This window comes from Bacillus horti (assembly GCF_030813115.1).
GTDB classification, from domain to species: Bacteria; Bacillota; Bacilli; order Caldalkalibacillales; family JCM-10596; genus Bacillus_CH; species Bacillus_CH horti.
Window position 1 is genome coordinate 1 of sequence record NZ_JAUSTY010000024.1, and the last position, 16465, is coordinate 16465.

Genomic DNA, 16465 nt, shown 5'->3' on the forward strand with positions numbered 1-16465 from the left:
ACCAATCAGTGACTGAACAGAAGCTGGCAGACCAATCAGTGACTGAACAGAAGCTGGCAGACCAATCAGTGACTGAACAGAAGCTGGCAGACCAAGTAGTGACCGAGCAGAAGCTTGGCAATCAAGCAGTGACTGAGCAGAAGCTGGCAGATCAATCGGTGACTGAACAGAAGCTAGGTGATCTAGCAGTGACTAGCTCTAAAATAAGGCCTGCGTCTATTCATGCACATCATCTACAAGGACAAATCATAGCTAATCAGCATCTAATGGACGGAAGTATTACATTTCCAAAACTGGCCTTCCAACCTGTTATCAGTCAGGATAAATCTGGACCATCCATTCAGCAATACGGAGTAGTTCCTTTTGAATTCACCGATCATTCTGAGGATGCTATAGAAATTCTTGTTCAATTAAACCAGCCATTTGCCGATGAGCATTATGTCATTGTAGCGAATACCAACCATCAGGATTTCTATGCTGTAATTGTAGAGCAAACAAATTTGAGTGCTCTAATCAAAGTAGTTCGATTAAAAGCAAGCAATACAATGAATGGTCTAGTAAATTGGATCGCTATGGGGACATATGTAAACATGTAGTTCCTGCTCGTAAGCAGGATATACAAATAAAGAAGCTCCTCAGCATGTAGGAGCTTCTTGGTCTAGTAACTAACGTATCTCATTGGTTGGGAGATCATCTTTTGCAGGAAGAGTCGGCATTGAACTAGGAACAGCAATAGGAGGGCTTTTTCTGAGTCGTTTATAAACTGAGCCTATATAGATTCCCGTAATAATTAGAATTAAAGCAATAGCATAAATCCACTTTAGCTGTTCATTTAAGAAAATAGCAGCAAAAACCAAGCTACTTAGAGGCATTAGATTCAAAAACATAGTTGTTCGACTTGGCCCAATTTCTTTAATTCCTATGTTCCATAGCGTTGTACAAAGGGCTGTAGCAGCACTACCTGAAAAAAATAAGACAAAGTAAGTAAAGCCCGATACTTCATAAACAATGGGTTGACCAGCTAGTGGTGCAAAGGCCCATGCTATGAGTAGCATAAGAGCACCAAGCACATGACTGAACGTAGTAATAGTGAGAATATCTACATCTTCTGCTGCTTTTTTAATTAGAAGTCCTCCTGCCACATAAGAAAGCATAGCAAGGAAGATGATAGAATCTCCAAGAAATACGGAGGAGCCTTCTGCTGCTGGCTGTCCGACAACAATAATAACACCAAAAAACCCCAAGCCTACTCCAATGAATTTTTTCCATTCAAATTTTTCTCCCATAAAGACCATAGCTAAAAGAATTGTTGTCAAAGGGTTTAAAGCTAGAATTAAGGATGCCACTGATCCAGTTGTTAATTGAAGACCCTGAGCCATCCAAATTTGGTGAGCGAAAATAGAAGTTAGAGCAATTAAGCTAATATAGATCCAAGATTTCTTACTCATCGAGCGTAGTGCTGGCTTCCAGTAACGCGAGGTGAAAAATAATAAAAAGATAGCGGCGATGACGATTCTCCAAGCAGCAAGCTGAATTGTAGGAAAGATTGTAGAGAGATATTTAATCATAATAACATTTAAGCCCCAAATGACCGTAACCGAGCCTAGTAGGATAAAAATATATAGTTCTGATCTGTTCTTAAGCATGGTGTTTTCTCCTTATAGATGTGCTCAATATAAATGTGCTATTTATAGATGTTCAACATTTACATTTAATTCATATGTTTTCATTCTTTCGATCTTCGAAATTTATACCATAAGTCAAGATAAATGTCTATATAAAAGAAAGGGTTGAGGGTTAAAGAATGGCTCTATCTATTACCATTATTACGCCAGGGACTTTTCCAATCCCAGCAGCAAAAACAAGCTCTGTTGAAAACTCAATCATGCATGTCGCCCCTTACTTAGCAAGTAAAATGAAGGTCAATGTACTTGGTAGGAAGTTTGAAGTGAATCCCGCTTCTAAAACAATTGGTGGGGTTATGTATAAAAATATAAGCTGTAGGCAGAGAGATTTTATTCAAAAAGCCACAGAACATTGTATGAAATATCCAGCATCTATGATTCAAATTGAAAACAGACCCAAGTACGTTCTGCACGTTAAAAAAAAGCTCCCTGAAGCAAATGTTTGGCTTTCTCTTCATTCCATCACTTTTTTACAGCCTCATAAAATTAAAGCAAAGGAACTAGGAAATGCTCTTCGCCTAGCAGATAAAATTATTGTAAATAGCCAATTTCTAAAAACGTATGTGCTTTCTCTTTTTCCAGACCTAGAGGAAAAAGTATGTGTTAATTACCTTGGTGTAGATGAGCAGAGATTTACTCCTCAATCATTGCATTCTAAAAAAAGGGCAAAATCAATTCAAAAGCTAGGTCTAAAAGGGAAAAAAATGATTTTGTATGTAGGAAGGCTATCCCCTATTAAAGGTCCTCATCGTTTGATAGAAGCTGTACATCAGTTAAAGAAAACATATCCTCATTTTGTCCTATTTCTCGTTGGGGGACAGATTTTACAAACAAATCAAAGCAGCCCTTATATTGTAAAGCTGAGGCGTATGGCTAGGAAGAGCAGAAATCACATTCGATTCGTGCCTTTTACCTCATATAATGAAATTGCAAAATGGTACCAATTAGCAGATGTAGCTGTCGTTCCCTCTGTTGGTCAAGAGGCGTTCGGATTAGTGAACTTAGAGGCACTCTCTTCTGGTGTCCCTGTCATTGCTTCTGATACGGGAGGTATTCCAGAAATTATTGTGCACAAGAAAAATGGATTATTGGTTCCCCTAAACAATCATGTTACAAACCTTGTTAAAGCGTTAAAAGAGCTATTGTCTAATGCCCCACTAGCTGAAGAACTTGGAGGGTGGGGGAGAAAGCAAATTGTGGAGCGCTTCACTTGGAAAAGCACCGCAGATAGGCTTTACTCCCTTTATAAGTCAGAATTAGTACAAACTTAATTTCTGTGGGCTTTCTTTAATGCTGCGATGAACGCAGGGTCTGGAATTTCTGAATCTGAAAACCATGAATTGTTTTTGGGTACAGTAATTTCATGTGTAGGCGGTACAGGTGTATGAATATCAGAAATAGGGAGCTTTATTCTAGAGCTTACTTCTTCATTAAAATCTAGCTCGTGATCATTAGAATCTATCAATTCTAGAGCTGTATGTTTTACCGCACGTTCATAGATGTCTAATGTTTTTTGGGCTAGTGTACTCGGAGCCCATTGCTTCAATCCCCATTGTTTCCCTTGACGAGCTATTTTCTTTCTGCGTTTGGGATAGGTTAGGGCATAATCTATACGTTTTGCTAGCTTTCGGCTATTTCTGTTCGGGAAAAGCAAGCCTGTTTTTCCACTGTAAATCATCTCCGGTATACCACCAGCATTTGAAGCAATAACAAGCTTACCCGCAATTTGCCCTTCCATCACAGTAAATGGATGATTATCTTGGATCGATGGTAAAACTAGAATATCGCTTCTGCGAATTAATTGAGGAACATCATCCCTATCTCCTAGAAAATAGATATGACGCTCAAGATTTAATCGCCTGCTAAGGCTTCGAAGGCTGTGCATAAGATGTCCATCACCTACGAGCAGGCATACAAAATCTGATCTTTTTTTCTTAAGGAGAGCTAAGGCTTCTAGTAATATATGATGTCCTTTAACGTGAACCATTCTAGCGACGCAGAGTAAGATTGTTTTGCGTTTTGAAATGCTTGGAAAATGGTTAGAAATCGGAGATCGGTACTGCTGCATAAATTTCTTGATGTCTATCCCGTAGGGGATAGTACTGAGCTGAGAGGGTGGAACATTAACCTTTTTATCTGTGAAAAGTCTTGTTAGCCAATAAGTTGGAACGATTGTCCTTTGAGCTGCTGTAGCCCCATACAGCTCCTCGGAATGAACGTATTTCCAAGCGATAGATTTCGTAGATTTAATGTTACCTGCAATTCTATGCTCTGAGGCCAAAAAACCATGTATGGTAGAAACAAGTGGTACATGATCAGGCTTTACACGTGCCAGAGCTCTAGAAGAAATAATATCTTGTGCATGAATAATATCGTACTGCTCAAGATTAAAAAGGGAAAGAGCCAGTTCAAATGAGTACCTTTCAATTTCTCTCCAACGAATCCAGCTTTCTACATAAGGCTGATTTTGTTCATAGTATTGAAAGACGATTTCATAAACAGCCTTTTTAATCTTAGATTTATCAACAAATTGACCATTGGTAAGCATATAAATCTTATCGTTTTTTTTCGTGTAATGGGCAAGCACGTCCACCTCATGACCATTTCGAATCAGTTCATCTCGCAGGACATTAATATACGTATTTACTCCTCCAACATGAGGTAGAAACCAGTACGTAACTAGAAGGATTTTCACTGTCATCTCTCCTTAAATACGTTCTTCTAAAGCTTAATAACAGGACAAACGAGCTTTCCTTCATTTATATGCAAAAATCACAGGGCAAGTGTAGGCATGTCTCTATTTTTTTAGTAATGATAGATAACTATTTTTAAAAAAATAATATGAATAACCATGTCCATCTCTTCTTGTTTTCATAGAAATAGAGTAGACAGACTTTAGAAAGGAATGGTCATCGTGCGCTATGATCAGCAGACATCCATACATGTTGCTATAGTTGGGCTTGGATACGTGGGACTACCTTTAGCTAGACTTTGCGTAGAGAAAGGGTTACGTGTAACAGGAATCGACATTGATTCTAGTAAATTAGCCCACTTAAGTGAAGGGAAAAGCTATCTAACAGATATGACTGATCGGCAAATCAAACAGCTGACCGAAGGACAATTCTTTAACTGGACTGATCAATATGATGACCTACGGAATTGTGATGCCTGTATTTTATGTGTTCCTACCCCACTAACTGAACATGCCTACCCGGATTTAAGCTACTTGCAGTCAGCCGTAGAGAGCGTTTCACCACTAATGAAGAGAGGACAATTAATTGTCTTGGAAAGCTCTACATTTCCAGGAACAACAGAGGATATTGTGCTTCCTATTCTTTCGAGAAATGGTGCTAAATTAGGTGAGGATTTTTACTTGGGATATTCTCCAGAACGTATTGACCCAGGTAACACTTCCTTGGAGCTTCAGGATATTCCTAAGGTCATAAGTGGACAGACTGCACATTGCCAAAAGAAAATCTATGAATTATATAGCCTTTTATTTCGAAATCTAGTAGAGGTATCTACACCTAAGGTAGCTGAGCTAACTAAGCTTTTAGAAAACTCTCAGAGATTCATAAATTTAGCGTTTATGAATGAAATGGCTGTCATTTGTCATGGATTAGATCTTAATATTTGGGAAGCCATTGAAGCTGCAAGCACAAAGCCATATGGCTTTATGACTTATTATCCAGGACCAGGTATTGGGGGACATTGCATTCCTGTTGATCCCTTATATTTACAATGGAAAGCGAAAGAGAAGGGGTTCACTACGTCCTTCATTCATTTATCCAAAAGCTTAAATGATCAAATGCCGGTCTATATTGTTGAACGAATCTTGCAATTGCTGTTCTCTAAGCAGCAAAAGGATAACTATAAGGTACTAGTGATAGGTGTCTCATATAAAAAAGATGTCAATGATACCCGTGAATCTACTTCTATTATGGTGATGGAACAATTACTCCAGCAGAAGAACATTGCTGTTAGCTTTCATGACCCTCTGGTTCCACAAATCAAGCTGAAAGGGTCTATCTATCGAAGCGAAGAGCTGACAGTGAAGGTGATCAAGCAGGCAGATTGTGTTGTTATTTTAACGAATCATTCCACTGTCCATTATGACAGTATCTTAAGGTATGCCTCGATCATTTTTGATACTCGGTATACGTTTAAGCAAAGTCATCCGTCTGTAGTGAGATTATGAGGAGTGAGAAAAGATGAAAATCCTTGTGACAGGTGGAGCAGGCTTTATCGGTTCTCATTTAGTGGACAAATTACTTGGAGAAGGTAACGAGGTATGGTCTTTAGATGACTTATCAACTGGAAAAAGCTCTTTCACGAGCCATTTATCAGGACATTCAAGCTATCATTTTGTAGAAGGAAGTACTCTTAATAAAGAGCTTCTACAAAGCTTGATTAACGAGGTGGATAGCGTTTACCATCTTGCTGCAGTTTTAGGTGTGAAGAATTGTGTAGATGACCCGCTTAAAGTGATTAAAGGGAATATTGATGGAACAAAAAATGTGTTAGAGGCAGCATTTTCCTACGGAAAAAAGGTGATTTTTTCTTCAACATCTGAGGTGTATGGAAAAAACAATCATCTTCCATTTCATGAGGATGATGATCGAGTGTACGGTTCAGCTGCTAGGCATCGTTGGTCTTATGCAGTTGCAAAATCATTGGATGAACATCTTTGCCTAGCCTATGCTAAAAAAGGCTTGCCAGTTACGATTCTAAGATACTTTAATACGTATGGACCCAGAGCAACTTCTTCAGCTTACGGTGGAGTCATCCCTAGATTTATTATGGCCGCTCTATTGGGGAAGGACATACAGGTTTACGGAACTGGTGAGCAGACAAGATGCTTCACATACATCGAGGATACAGTTGCGGCAACCTATCTAGCCATGAATGCTAAGGCGAATGGCTGTATTATTAACATCGGTAATCATCAACAAATATCTATTTATGAGCTTGCCCATATCATTAAGTCGATGACTCATTCAACATCAAGAATTGTTCAGCTATCTTATGAAAAAGCCTACGGGATAGGATATGAAGACATGCTCAAGCGTCAGCCTGATAATACTAGAATGAGAGAGATACTAGGCTATGCACCAAAAATAGGGTTGCTTGAAGGGTTAAAAAGGACAATCGATTGGTACAAATTACGAGGTGCAGAATAATGAAGGTGCTTGTAACTGGTGGTTCCGGATTTATTGGATCTCATATTGTAGATTTGCTTCTAGAGGAAGGATTTAAGGTCATAGTAGTAGATAATTTGTCTACTGGAAATCTAGGTTTCTTGCCATCTAATGTGCCTATCTATCCTATCGATATATGTGATGAACGAATTGATCGTGTGTTTGCAGCAGAAAAACCTCAGATTGTCATGCATCAAGCGGCTCAGATTGATATTTCAAAGTCGATTAAAAAGCCTGTATTAGATGCTAAAATTAATATTTTGGGAACCATTAACTTACTTCAAACTGCTACAAAGCATCATGTACACAAATTTATCTATGCCTCCACCTGTGCCTCCTATGGCGAGCCTAATAGCTCACTGATTACAGAGGATCACCCCACCATTCCCATCTCATTGTATGGAAATTCTAAATATCTAGGTGAAAAGTATGTAGAGACCTTTCACCGTTTATATCAGATGGAATACTCCATTCTGCGATATGCCAATGTGTATGGTCCAAGACAGGGGAGCAAGGGTGAAGGTGGAGTTGTTTCAATCTTTCTAAAGAACATGTTAGATAATAAGGCACCTGTTATCTTTGGAGATGGTAAGCAAACCAGAGACTTTGTGTACGTGAAGGATGTAGCTAGAGCAAATGTAGCAGCTATTTCCAACGGTGCGGGAAAGACGATGAATATTAGCACAGGGATCGCTACTTCCATCCTACAGCTCTATGAAAAACTTCGAGTACACACTGGTTTTGTTGAACCAGCTCAGTACAGAGAGATTAGACAAGGAGATATTCTGAATAGCTGCCTTGATCCAACTCAAGCCTATAATTATTTAAAATGGACGCCAAAATACACGTTTGACCAGGGAATTAATGAAACCATTATGTTTTATAGACAATAAAATATAGAAATGTTGATGTTAGAGCAGTGTTCATAAATTTGATTTGATCAGAAGCCTATACAGCCATCTGATCAAAATAAAGGATTTGAGAAAATAGATGATAGGAATTCTGCTTAGATTTGCCATGCTACAGCGTGTTATTATGGGAACAGAGAGAAATGAAAATATTGAGTATTATAAGAAATTAGCGGTTGAACATCAAGTTGATGTTTTGTTCTATTGTACCGGCAGGATAGGTCAAAAAAAGGTAAGAGGCTATAAATATTCTTATAAAACACAATCCTTTCACCGGAGCCACGTAGACATTCCCAAGGTGAACTTGGTCCGAACGATTCTTAGTACAAGCCAATATTTTTTACTCAAGAAAGTAGCAGCAAAGTATTCAGTTATATTTTTAAATTTGGTGAAAGGAAGAGACAAATACAAGGTCTATACCTACTTAAAGAAAATGCAGGATATTAAGGACAATATTCCTGAAACGGCAAGGTTATCGTACAGAAAGTTATTGTTCGGTTTGAAGGAAAGTAAGAAGGTAGTTCTAAAGCCTAGCTCAGGGTCTTTAGGAAGAGGAATCTATACCATTGAGCGTTTTAATTATCACTATCTGGTATCGTTTATTTCTAACGGAAAACAAAAGAAAACAAAATTACCATTGTATAAACTTAATGACTTTTACAAGAGCTGTTTCAGCTCGGGCAAAATGTATCTCATTCAGCCATATCTCCATTTTAAGCTGTATGAAGGGAAAAAATTTGACGTGCGCACCTCTGTACAGAAAGGTCACAATGGTCAATGGTCTGTTACTGGTATTGTGACAAGAGTAGCGGGTGGAAAGAAGTTTGTAACTAATGTTGCCCAAGGGGGAAAGGTTGTAGCTTATAAAAAAGTTGAAAGCACTTTATCTCCTGAAATTAAAAATAAAATATATGCCTTAAGCTTACAAATTGCTCAGCATATAGAGACATTAAACCCTTCCACTATGGATTTAGGCTTAGATATTGGAATAGATGAACAAGAGCAGCTATGGTTTATTGAAGCTAACTATTGTGATCAGAGGTACGCGTACAAGGAATCTATGAATTTTGCGATGTGGGAACGTTCTTATAGGTATCCTTTTGAATATGCACTTTATATCTATAAGAAACTGAATAATAAGGCAAAACGTTTTTATGAAGTGATGGAATCTCAAAAACAAAAATCTGGTGGCAAAGAAATTGCTCATGAATGTGCAGAAGTGCTTAAGGAACATCATGAAAACTTAGAGAATGATGGTAAAAATAAAGATGAAAATCAAGAAATAGGGCAGGAGGAAGAACGGTTTAAAAGAAGTACACTAATAAATTGGAATGAGCTTAAAAATGAAGAAGAATAGAAAACACGGAGAATCCCCATCTATTACGAAATAAATGAGGGATTCTTATTATTTCTTGTTGAAGCTACTGCTTAAGACTTTTTCCATGATACCTGGGAAAAGACTATACAATTTACTGCCCATTTCCATCCATGATGGGAGGTTCACTTCTCGTACAGGTTTATGTATAGTGTGAATCACTTTTTGAGCAACTTTTTCAGGTTTAAGCATAAATCTCTCTATGTTCCTCGTGTATTCTCCACTGATATCAGCCTGATCAAAGAATGGAGTTTGGATAGGACCAGGATTTACGGCTGTCACGTGGATACCTTGTTCTTTGAGCTCATGCCTCAAGCTATTTGTAAAGCCTAATAAGGCATGTTTACTTGCCGAGTAAGCAGTTGACTTTGGAGTTCCGATTTTTCCAGCCTGCGAAGCGATATTAATAATATGACCATGTTTTTGTTTGAGCATCATAGGTAGGATAAGCTTAGTACAACGTACTACACCTAAATAATTTACATCCATCATTTGTTCAAACTCAGAAATTGGTGCATCAATAAAGCTTCTGAAAATACCAAAACCAGCATTATTTATCAATACATCAATCTGCGGATGGCTTTCTGAAATAGATTGAAAGACTTGCTGAAGGCTTACATAATCAACTACATCCGCTGTATAATACGGGGCGTGTTGCTTTGTCCGAGATTGGATATTCTCCTGAACCCTTTTTAGCTTTTCCTCAGAGCGTGCTACAAGAATAGGTGTCCCCCCATGCAAAGCGATTTGCTTAGCCATTTCTTCGCCTAACCCACTCGAAGCTCCAGTGATAATAATCACCTTATTCTCACACTTTTTCATGGCTTCTCCTTTTCTTATATAAGGTATTCACACTATTGATTACTAGTTTATCACGTTCTTTTCAATTCTGTAATCATTAAAAACGAAGACTTATCTGCTAGTCATAGCGAAATCCTTCATTTTTCTTACAGCCTAAGGACGTATAAAATTTGATACAACTTCTTTAAATTTCATACGTTCTGGCTGCAAGGAAAGCTTCCTCTAATGAGGGCTAGGCAACCTCTGAGAAAAGGCTTCTATACAAGCTTTCCTTATACGATCTACCTCGGAATTTACAAATGCTGATAGTATAAAAAAATGTAAATCAGAATAATAATGATTTACAAAACTAAATAGGCAAGTTATAATAGTCAACGAACATAAATCGTTATGATTATTATTTGAGTAGAATAACATAGTATACGTAATTTACATAGCTACGGTATACGTGAAATAAGTGGAGGGAAGAGAGAATGGAATCTCTAAGAAAAGAAAGAAGAAAAGTAATGTTGCATAGGAAGGAAAGAGGATCATCTAGGCGTCTATCGTTTGTTTTAGGTAGCATGTTACTGATTTTTGCTCTCATTGTAGTGGGGTGCTCTACACAAGAGCAAACGTCAGAGCCTGAAAGCTCAAATGTGGGAGAAATTGAGGAAACGATTAAAATTTTCACTACTGTTTATCCTGTGCATTATTTTGCTGAGCAAATCGCAGGAAGCCGTGCGGAGGTAAGGAGTTTGATTCCGGTAGGAGTTGACCCACATGATTTTGAGCCTACAGCAAGGGATATTATGGCCTTAAGTGATGCTGATATGTTTATTTATAATGGGGGAGGCTTTGAGGGCTGGATTGAAAGGATCGTAGAATCTGTGAATAATGATTCTCTGGTATGGGTCGACTCAACAGAAACACTAACATTATTAACGAATGAGGAAACAGGTCATATTCATGATGACCATGATCACGGCCATCATGGGGATGCTCATGGAACAGAAGAAGACGATCATGATCATGACCATCACGGAGATACTCATGGAACAGAAGAAGACCATGATCACGACCATCACGAGGATGCTCATGGAACAGAAGAAGACGATCATGATCACGACCATCACCATCATGGTGAATTTGATCCACATGTTTGGCTTGATCCAACTTTAGCGAAGCAACAAGCAGAAGCTATTAAAAATGCTTTAGTTGAGCTTGATCCTGAACATGCTGAGGAATACGAAGCCAACTTTGAGCAAATGGTTAGTGAATTTGATGCTTTAGATGCTGCCTTCAAGGAATTAGTAGAAAGTGTTAATCGGACTGATTTCATCGTAGCTCACGCAGCGTATGGATACTTATCAAACCGCTATGGTTTAAATCAGATTGCTATTTCAGGTTTAGATCCATCACAGGAGCCGAGCCCAAGACAATTACAGCAAATTATTGAATTTGCAGAAGAGAATGAAGTACAATATATCTTATTCGAGAATTTTGTTTCGACGAAAGTCGCTGAGGTTGTACAAGAGGCCATTGGAGCCGAGTCATTAGTCATCTATAATTTAGAAGCTATAACGGAGGAGGAACAATCTCAGGGTGAGAATTACTTTACTTTGATGCATAGAAATGTCGAGGTATTGAAAATCGCTCTAGATTACTAATAAATCATGAATAAACAAGTAGCTGTACCCACTATTGAATTGAAAAACGTTAGCTTTGATTATGATTCAAAAACAAAGGTTTTGGATCAAATCGACTTAACAATGCCTCAGGGAGATTTCCTGGGCATTGTTGGACCTAACGGTTCTGGAAAGTCCACATTAGTCAAACTAATTCTGGGGCTTCTTTCTCCAACCGCTGGAGAGGTCAAACTCTTTGGTCAACCAGTAACAGCCTTTAAACAATGGAATAGAATTGGCTATGTTTCTCAAAAAGCGAATAGCTTCAATAGTGGATTCCCTGCTACTGTTTTTGAAGTCGTAGCGTCTGGTCTTTTTGGTAAAGCTGGATTATTCAAATGGTTGAACAAAAAGGATCATGCCAAGATTTTACGTACTTTAGATATGGTTGGTATAAAGGATCTTGCTAGCCGGAATATTGGTAAGCTATCAGGAGGGCAGCAGCAACGAACATTTATTGCTCGTGCTTTGGTAAGCAATCCTGATATTCTCATTTTGGATGAGCCTACTGTAGGTATTGATTCAGAGTCTGTAGATCGGTTTTATGAACTATTGGAGCACTTGCATGGTCATCTAGGAATATCTATCTTATTGATCAGTCATGATATTGGTGTTATAACAAATAAAGTAAGCCAAGTAGCCTGCTTAAATAAAAAGATTCATTTTCATGGAGATCCAAAGGATTTTACTCATAATCAGGAGGCTATTCTATCTACAGCTTATGGACATGATGTTCGCCTTCTCGAACATTCGCACTAGAAAGAGGATAGAGAGATATGATTGAAGCAGTTATACAATATGAATTCTTACGCAATGCCTTACTATCAGGCATGATTATAGGTTTTTTGGCCCCCTTAATAGGGGTTTTTATCGTAGTTCGAAGGCTTTCTATGATTGCTGATGCTCTTTCTCATGTTACGCTGTCAGGAATTGCCTTTAGTATGCTTTTAGGAAAGTACTTTGCTTTCTTTTCGGCTGCTACATTAAATCCTATTTTTATGGGGATGGCGTTTTCCGTGGCTGGTGCGCTTAGCATAGAAAAGCTAAGAACAAGCTATAAGCACTTTCAGGAGCTTTCCATACCCATTATTTTATCAGCAGGAATTGGCCTTAGCGCGATCTTTATCTCTGTGGCCAATGGGTTTAATACGGATTTATTCACGTATTTATTCGGGAATATTCTAGCCATTAGAAAATCAGATCTACTAACTATTCTTATCATTGCCATCGTCGTTGTTGCGATTATTCTTCTAATTTATAAGGAGCTATTCTCAATTTCATTTGACGATGAGCATGCACGAATTTCAGGCATCCCTCGTAAAATGATTAATTTCTTATTTATTGTGATGGTGGCTGTAGTGATTGCCTCAGCCATGAAGATTGTAGGGATATTGCTAGTATCCTCTCTAATGGTGTTGCCGGTAGCCGCCAGCATCAAAATTGCTAAAAGCTTTAAGCAAACGATCTTTTACTCTATTTTGTTCGGTGAAATATCTGTTTTACTAGGTTTGTTCATCTCCTATCAATTTGACTGGGCCTCAGGGGGAACGATTGTTGTCACATCTTTGCTTATTTTACTAGTGATAATGGCTTTCAAGCGTTGGATTCTTAGGGTGGATGATTGATTTTACTAGTTTTTAAGGATAAAATGACATCAACTACAGTAGATAATACAGTACGTTTTATGGGACGAATCTATAGAAAATAGGAATCTTTTGTTCTAGGGCAGGTGAATAAGAATGAATGTTGAACAAGCGTTAAGCACTCTAAAAAAGAATGGTTACAAATATACAGGAAAAAGAGAAGAAATGGTCAGAGTGTTTGCTCGGGAGAAGCGTTACGTATCGGCTAAGGATATGCTTGAATTTATGAAGTTTGATTATCCGAATATTAGCTTTGATACGATCTACCGCAACCTTTCTTTATTTAGTGATCTAGAGATCATTGAATCCACAGAGTTAAATGGTGAGCGTATTTATCGTTTAGCTTGTGAAACGGAGCAGCACCATCATCATTTAATTTGCACTCTTTGTGGCAGAACGAAGAAGCTAGACATGTGTCCGATGAATGCTGTCATTGGAGAACCAACAGGATTTACAATTACCGGTCATAAATTTGAAATTTATGGCTATTGTGAAACCTGTGAGGTTCAAGCATGAAGCCTCTATATGAGAAGGAAGGTAAGAGCTCCTTCTTAAAAGGAATCGGACCTGATTTTATTGGAATAAGCCTACTTGCTCTATTCCTACTCCTTTTCTTTAATCGTGATGCGCTTAAAGGGGGAGATCTATTCTTTTTCGTATCTGACTCTTTTTTAAGCGTTAATACGATTTTTCTAAGTATAGTTATTGAAGCGATTCCCTTTATATTATTAGGTGTGTTTTTCTCAGCACTTATCCAAATTTTTGTCCATGAAGATATGATCAAAAGATTTCTACCCAAAAATGCTTTTGTTGCTTTGTTACCAGCCACCCTTTTGGGAGCTATTTTTCCTGTTTGTGAATGTGCCATTATCCCTGTTGTCAGGCGATTAATCAAAAAAGGGATGCCCTTACATGTGGGTGTAGTATTCTTAGTAGCTGCTCCTATCCTTAATCCTGTCGTTTTTGCATCTACTTTCTTTGCTTTTAGAACCGATATGACAGTAGTTTATAGTCGTATGATTGTAGCATTTATTTTAGCCATAATTATTGGTGGCATTCTTTATATTCTTTACAAAAATTCCAATCAGATTAGAGAGTCTAAAGCTACTCCCCACACACATATACATGTACATAGTGGGCATGATTCGCAGCAAGTATCTGAGAAAAGCTTCACCCAGAAATCCATTCAAAAGCTTAAACAAACTATGTATCACGCTACAGATGAATTTTTTGATATGGGGAAATATTTAATTGTTGGAGCTTTTATAGCAGCATTATTCCAGACATATCTAGATAGGCAAATTTTATTATCCATCGGTTCGGATGATGTTTCTGCCCCTTTAGTTATGATGTTATTTGCTTATGTTCTATCCCTATGCTCGGAGGCTGACGCCTTTGTTGCTGCATCCTTTGGTTCCACATTTTCAACAGGTTCGATCGTGGCATTTTTAGTGTATGGTCCAATGATTGATCTGAAGAATACGATTATGTATTTCGCTTATTTCAAAAAGGGCTTTGTTATTTCCTTTATCATTACGGTAACAATTACTGTGTTTTTAGCCGTCATGGTGCTACAATGGTTCTTTATTTAGGCGTTATACATTGGGAAAGGGTTTGATTATACATGCATAACCATCAAAGGGAAAAAGCGGGTTTTCATGCTTTCCTAAGAGGAATTATTCTTTTCGGTTTTACAATGCTACTATTAGGCTTTATTATTTCAGGAAATATCACGTATTATATTGCTCCTAAGATGATGCCTTTCATCTATTTTGCTGTTATTTCATTTTTCCTTTTAAGTATTGCTCAAATCTGGAGGAGTACTTCAAAAGGGCAGGAGGATGAATGTGATTGCGAGGGTGATCATCAACTTCCTACAGCTAACTGGAAGAAGGTAGGGATATATTCTATCTTTGTTTTACCCCTTATCATGGGCTTTGTTCTACCTGACAAGGTTCTAGATAGCTCAGTTGCGGCTAACCGTGGGGTACAGCTAGGTGCAGGGGTCTATTCAAATTCGAATGCTAATCCAGCTGCAGAAACGAGTAGCTTAGGAGCTTCAACAGCAGCAATTAAAGTGTCAGATGAGGTTAATCAAAATCAGAATGCAGTAGCTCAAGAGGAAGAGGATATTGATTATATGGAGCGTATAGAGGAATTAATGGATCAAAAGAATGAAGATGATGATATTGAACATTTTACAATCGAAGATCAATACTCCAGCGAAGGATTCTTTGACTATTATGATGAGCTAGTAGCTGAGATATTAACAAATGACACCATTATTGTGACAGATGAAAATTATTTAGATATGATGACAGTTCTTGATTTATATCTTGATGAATTTATAGGTAAAACCATTGAGATAAAAGGTTTTACATACAGAGAGCCTGAGATGGCACAGGATGAACTGGTTGCTGCTCGCTTTTCAATGACTTGCTGTACGGCCGATTCAACCGTTTATGGTCTACTTGTCAAAGGAGAGCAAACAAGGCAGTTTGACAATGACACTTGGATTATAGTAACAGGGACCATTGAAGAGACATTATATAACGATTGGCCAATTCCAATGGTTAGGCTTAACTCCGTTCAAGAAATCGATGAGCCTGATACGCCGTATGTCTATCCAAATTACTATTAAGGCCAGTCTTACCAAGATTAATTGGTAAGAATTTAACCGATTAGCTTCCCCCTTAGCCGAGAAGAATAAGGAATCAAGGGGGGAAGTCAAATGGAAAGACCGGCTGTAAATTGTACCGTGTCCAATTGCACGTATTGGGATGAAGGTAATAAGTGTGGAGCAGATTCAATTCTTATTCATATTGATCAGCATGCCAATGAGGATTATGAAGTTGAAGCTGGTAAGATTATCGGGGAAGATGATTATGAAATAGAAGCAAATTCTGTTGCTAACACTTGCTGTCATACGTTTAAGCCTAGAAGCTAAGCTCTTTCGGAAAGCAGAACAGAAGACGCCTACTCCAACATAGAGGAGTAGGTGTCTTTTTCATATGCTTTAGCGACACTGATTATATCTGAAAAGACGTTCGTTATATGGGAAAGCATGCACTTTGACACACATTCTTCAAAATGTAATGTGTAAATCACTGGGGATATGGGGTAATTAGAAAATAACAAGGATTTCATGAGGTAATGGAAGGCTAAAGTGTAAAAAATAGTGGCATACA

The 16465-nt window shown here is 38.0% G+C and carries 16 protein-coding genes; 13 read left to right on the forward strand and 3 right to left on the reverse strand.

The window, feature by feature from the left end; all coding sequences use genetic code 11:
• The coding region (locus tag J2S11_RS19815) for a WIAG-tail domain (protein WP_307397568.1) at window positions 1-596 on the forward strand (596 nt) is incomplete at its 5' end.
• A gap of 69 nt (window positions 597-665) precedes the next feature.
• Here J2S11_RS19815 and J2S11_RS19820 read toward each other — a convergent pair.
• Window positions 666-1646, reverse strand: coding sequence for a DMT family transporter (locus tag J2S11_RS19820; protein WP_307397571.1), 981 nt, complete (start codon window positions 1644-1646; stop codon window positions 666-668).
• A 158-nt stretch (window positions 1647-1804) separates the two neighbouring features.
• On the opposite strand from J2S11_RS19820, the gene J2S11_RS19825 reads away from it, so the two are divergent.
• Window positions 1805-2956, forward strand: coding sequence for a glycosyltransferase family 4 protein (locus J2S11_RS19825; protein WP_307397573.1), 1152 nt, complete (start codon window positions 1805-1807; stop codon window positions 2954-2956).
• Here the strand turns inward: J2S11_RS19825 and J2S11_RS19830 are convergent.
• Entirely contained in the window at window positions 2953-4380 is a 1428-nt protein-coding gene (locus J2S11_RS19830) for a glycosyltransferase family 4 protein (protein ID WP_307397575.1), read from the reverse strand. The genes J2S11_RS19825 and J2S11_RS19830 overlap by 4 nt on opposite strands.
• A gap of 219 nt (window positions 4381-4599) precedes the next feature.
• On the opposite strand from J2S11_RS19830, the gene J2S11_RS19835 reads away from it, so the two are divergent.
• From J2S11_RS19835 to J2S11_RS19850, 4 genes are all read left to right on the forward strand, one after another.
• Window positions 4600-5883, forward strand: a complete 1284-nt coding sequence (locus J2S11_RS19835) for a nucleotide sugar dehydrogenase (RefSeq protein WP_370875577.1) — start codon at window positions 4600-4602, stop codon at window positions 5881-5883.
• A 13-nt stretch (window positions 5884-5896) separates the two neighbouring features.
• A complete protein-coding gene (locus J2S11_RS19840) occupies window positions 5897-6865 on the forward strand; it encodes an NAD-dependent epimerase/dehydratase family protein (protein WP_307397580.1) in 969 nt (322 codons plus the stop codon).
• Window positions 6865-7776, forward strand: a complete 912-nt coding sequence (locus tag J2S11_RS19845) for an NAD-dependent epimerase/dehydratase family protein (RefSeq protein ID WP_307397581.1) — start codon at window positions 6865-6867, stop codon at window positions 7774-7776. The genes J2S11_RS19840 and J2S11_RS19845 overlap by 1 nt, the downstream gene beginning before the upstream one ends.
• Before the next feature lie 97 nt (window positions 7777-7873).
• A complete protein-coding gene (locus tag J2S11_RS19850) occupies window positions 7874-9148 on the forward strand; it encodes a YheC/YheD family protein (RefSeq protein WP_307397582.1) in 1275 nt (424 codons plus the stop codon).
• A gap of 48 nt (window positions 9149-9196) precedes the next feature.
• On the opposite strand, the gene J2S11_RS19855 is transcribed toward J2S11_RS19850, so the two are convergent.
• Window positions 9197-9988, reverse strand: coding sequence for an SDR family NAD(P)-dependent oxidoreductase (locus J2S11_RS19855; RefSeq protein ID WP_307397584.1), 792 nt, complete (start codon window positions 9986-9988; stop codon window positions 9197-9199).
• 452 nt (window positions 9989-10440) lie between these two features.
• Here J2S11_RS19855 and J2S11_RS19860 point away from each other — a divergent pair, with 452 nt between their 5' ends.
• The 7 genes from J2S11_RS19860 to J2S11_RS19890 all read left to right on the forward strand — a co-directional run bounded on the left by J2S11_RS19860 (window position 10441) and on the right by J2S11_RS19890 (window position 16224).
• Window positions 10441-11616, forward strand: coding sequence for a metal ABC transporter solute-binding protein, Zn/Mn family (locus tag J2S11_RS19860; RefSeq protein ID WP_307397586.1), 1176 nt, complete (start codon window positions 10441-10443; stop codon window positions 11614-11616).
• Between the two features lie 6 nt (window positions 11617-11622).
• Window positions 11623-12393, forward strand: coding sequence for a metal ABC transporter ATP-binding protein (locus tag J2S11_RS19865; protein ID WP_307397588.1), 771 nt, complete (start codon window positions 11623-11625; stop codon window positions 12391-12393).
• Between the two features lie 17 nt (window positions 12394-12410).
• Window positions 12411-13259, forward strand: a complete 849-nt coding sequence (locus J2S11_RS19870) for a metal ABC transporter permease (protein WP_307397590.1) — start codon at window positions 12411-12413, stop codon at window positions 13257-13259.
• A 114-nt stretch (window positions 13260-13373) separates the two neighbouring features.
• Complete coding sequence (locus tag J2S11_RS19875) at window positions 13374-13793, forward strand: Fur family transcriptional regulator (RefSeq protein ID WP_307397592.1); 420 nt, start codon at window positions 13374-13376, stop codon at window positions 13791-13793.
• Complete coding sequence (locus tag J2S11_RS19880; RefSeq protein WP_307397594.1) at window positions 13790-14869, forward strand: permease; 1080 nt, start codon at window positions 13790-13792, stop codon at window positions 14867-14869. Before J2S11_RS19875 ends, J2S11_RS19880 begins: the two co-directional genes overlap by 4 nt.
• Before the next feature lie 32 nt (window positions 14870-14901).
• Entirely contained in the window at window positions 14902-15918 is a 1017-nt protein-coding gene (locus J2S11_RS19885; RefSeq protein ID WP_307397596.1) for a TIGR03943 family putative permease subunit, read from the forward strand.
• 90 nt (window positions 15919-16008) lie between these two features.
• Window positions 16009-16224, forward strand: coding sequence for a DUF1540 domain-containing protein (locus tag J2S11_RS19890; RefSeq protein WP_307397597.1), 216 nt, complete (start codon window positions 16009-16011; stop codon window positions 16222-16224).
• Window positions 16225-16465: the final 241 nt, after the last annotated feature.